This is a genomic window from Algibacter mikhailovii (assembly GCF_014651495.1).
Classification (GTDB): domain Bacteria; phylum Bacteroidota; class Bacteroidia; order Flavobacteriales; family Flavobacteriaceae; genus Algibacter_E; species Algibacter_E mikhailovii.
Genome location: NZ_BMWZ01000026.1, coordinates 1 through 3,117, shown reverse-complemented (window position 1 = coordinate 3,117; position 3,117 = coordinate 1). Strand labels below are relative to the sequence as shown.

The following is a 3,117-nucleotide window of genomic DNA, read 5'->3' as shown; positions in this document are numbered from 1 at the left end:
GTTGGCGTTCTTTTCAATTATGTTATAGCTTTTTGATAAAACAATAAATCAAAAGTCATCAATGAAAAGTACTTCATTTTGCTGTTTTTTATATTGCACACAACGGTCTAGTATAAGAATAGTAGCGGATTTACACTCACTAGCTTTTCAGATAAACACAGACCTTTTTTATATTTACTTACTTTCGTTATAGCGATTAAACCGCTATTATTTTTATACATTGTTGGCAACAGTATTTTCTTCATATTCGAATATCATTTCAGGATATAATTCCTTAATATCGATTTCCTTTTTAGGGTCAAAAAAATCTTCTGGGATATTTTTTATCAGACGATATGTTTTAATTAAGTTTTCATCTTTCCACGGTTTTCCGAGTTTAGAAATTGAATTTAAAAATAAGAGAGCCTGTTCGTGATTTGAGAGTTGAGCTCTAATTAATTTAATATACTCGTATTTATCAATGTCAATCTTTTTATTGTGACAATAAGCAATCGATTGAAACAAATGGCGATAATAATGACCTAATCTTGATTGGTGTCCTTCAAAGGGCACGTAATTGAATTTTCGTTCTTTTTTTACTTCTTGTTTTTGTGATTGTAGTTCATCGGTCAATTTTTTCACTTTTGTTTTATCATAATTGGAAAGTGAATTTTTTAATATCCTTGTAGAATTTGGTCCGATACCGTAAAAAAATGCCAAATATGAAATTTCAATAATTTGTTTTTTTTCTAGCTTGTCATTTTTAAAAACGTCTTTGACAATTTTCATTATTTCCCTAAACTCTCGAATAAATAGCACGAAAATTTTTTTCCCGTTTTGTGTTTTTAGAGTTATTTCTTGAACATTATCCCTATGAAGTCTAATTAGTTCAAAAAAGCGTGTTTCAAATTTCTCAATTTCGGAAGTTCTCCTTTGGTCTCTCAAAGTTGTATATAGAAAAATAACACTTACTAGAGCAAAAAGAGTTCCCATATATCCACCAATGAAGCTCCCAAATTCGCTCGCGTTCGTGGAATTTAATTCATTACCATTAAATGCTTTAAAAAGTAAAAAAATATGAATAATAATTACACCAACCGCTATTGTAACTAGCTCAATCCAATTTCGTTGCCACCAATTTTTAGGTTTGTAATTTGGTCTTAAATAAGGTTTTACGGGTTGTTTTGTTTTCGTAGACTCTTTATTTTCCATAAAACTTTTTTTCAGCTTCAATTAATGGTTTGTGCCATTCCCACAATTCTTCAAGGGTTTTAAAATCATCTGGTATTTGATTTCCATCTTGAAAGGCTTCATTAGGTGTCATAGGCATTGCCCAATGATGATAGCTCTCTACCGTTCTTCTTGGATGTAAAGCCAATGAGGAATCGAAATAGTCATTACAGTAGTGATAATGGTGTGTGTGAATAAATGTATCCCACGATTTTAATAATTTTTTCTCCTCTTGAATATCTATCAATTCAAATTCTTCCATTGCCCTGTCATCAACATTTCCCCAAGCTTTTTGAAGTAAATCAATAGCTTCAACGTCACTCACAGGTGCAGAATATCCAAATACGGTTACTCTCTCAGCTATTTTAAGTTTGTTACCAAGTACGTCCCATTGTCCATTGATAAACGGGTCGGAATTGTAGTCTTTTTTGTCAACAGGATATAACAATTTGGTTGGTTTAAATTCTTGTTTTGTTTCTTTTGAGAACCAACCAGCAGGTCCTGAAGAACCATTTGATTTATCATAGCCTAAAGAAACACAACCGTGTAAGAATAAAATTCCAGGACTATCTGTGAATTCTCCATTTCTCACATATGCTTTATAAAGGAATGGGTCCCAATTAAAAGTTGCAATTATATCTTTTCGGTGTCTCAAAGAAAGAACGAGATAATCATAAATTGTTGGTTCGTCAGGTAACTCTAATTCATTAAAGTATTGGTAAACCACCTTTTCAATATGCTCTCTTTCAGCTTTGAATTTATCATCTTTTGCTAATAAACTATAAAGCTTTTCAAAGTCCTCTTTCAGTACTTGGTACTCTTTAGGCAACCCTTTTACAACATTGCTTAACCCAACAATATCAATAACATTCCACATTAAAGGAAGCGTTTTCCCGTTCTTTTCAGGATTCTTTAAAGTAGAAGCATAAGTCGCTCCAGCTCCAAGAATCACAACGTGTGTTCCTTTACCGTGAACTATTTCTATTTCTTCTTCTTTCGTCATATTGTTGCCAACGATTACGTATAAGAATAGTGCGTAGTTTGTGTGCGAGGATTTTCCGAAGGAAAATCAGATGCAAGCAAACAAGCACTAACCTTTTGATTAGGAATAAACTTACGCATTATTTTTATACTATGTTGTAACACGTTTTTATTTTATTGAGTAAATCTATATAATAAATAAAAGAAGACAATCAATAATGTAATTTGGAATAGGTTTCCAATTATTGCATTCTTTTTTAGTTCCTTTTGATTGTAGAAACTATTGAATTTAGTTTTTCCAAAACCCATGAAATATCTAATTAGGGCTCCAAACCATTCTGAAGTGTTAAGTTGATTTTCTCCTTCACTTGCCCAATCCATGTCGTTGCTTGGCCTTACTTTAAACTCTTTAAAATTATTATCATTTACATTAAATGAAATACTATCTCCCATATATTTTTTCCCTTCAATATCCGAGAGAAATGCAGTGCATTTTACATGCGGATGATTTTTAAATATTTTAATAAAGAACTTAGCTTCTTGAATGTAGTCGGAAGGATAATTTTCATTTTCTAGTGTTTTAGAAATAGCGGCATTTAATCTTGGGAGAAAAATAAGAATTGGTTCGATTTCAAATTCATTTAGGTTTACCTCCTTTTTGATAATATCAATATTTAATTCGTCAATATTTTTTTCAATGGATGTATTCCAAATCCAGGTTGCCATATTTCCCTTTTTGTAAAAAAAAGAGTCACTAAAGTATCTTTGAGTAAGAGCATTAGGTAATCCGTCTAGTTTTTTTCTTGTCTTCGGCAATGCTTTTTTAATGTCTCGTCCTGAAATATGGCTACAGGTTAAAATTGAAATTAAGCTGATAATTTATATACCATATTCGGTGTTTTGAAGTCTAAAGATAAATGTAATCTT

3 protein-coding genes are annotated in these 3,117 nt (G+C 31.3%); all 3 read right to left on the bottom strand.

The features are described from left to right. Positions 1–213: 213 nt before the first annotated feature. Positions 214–1,191, bottom strand: coding sequence for a putative phage abortive infection protein (locus IE051_RS18435; protein WP_189362886.1), 978 nt, complete (start codon positions 1,189–1,191; stop codon positions 214–216). Then, positions 1,181–2,212, bottom strand: coding sequence for a hypothetical protein (locus tag IE051_RS18430; RefSeq protein WP_189362885.1), 1,032 nt, complete (start codon positions 2,210–2,212; stop codon positions 1,181–1,183). Before IE051_RS18430 ends, IE051_RS18435 begins: the two co-directional genes overlap by 11 nt. Before the next feature lie 152 nt (positions 2,213–2,364). Next, positions 2,365–2,916: a hypothetical protein gene (locus tag IE051_RS18425; RefSeq protein ID WP_189362884.1), complete on the bottom strand. Its 552-nt coding sequence runs from the start codon at positions 2,914–2,916 to the stop codon at positions 2,365–2,367. Positions 2,917–3,117: the final 201 nt, after the last annotated feature.

Coding starts and splice junctions, on each gene's coding strand:
- IE051_RS18430 (WP_189362885.1), bottom strand. CDS start 2,212: ATGACGAAAGAAGAAGAAATAGAAATAGTTCACGGTAAAGGAACACAC.
- IE051_RS18435 (WP_189362886.1), bottom strand. CDS start 1,191: ATGGAAAATAAAGAGTCTACGAAAACAAAACAACCCGTAAAACCTTAT.
- IE051_RS18425 (WP_189362884.1), bottom strand. CDS start 2,916: ATGGCAACCTGGATTTGGAATACATCCATTGAAAAAAATATTGACGAA.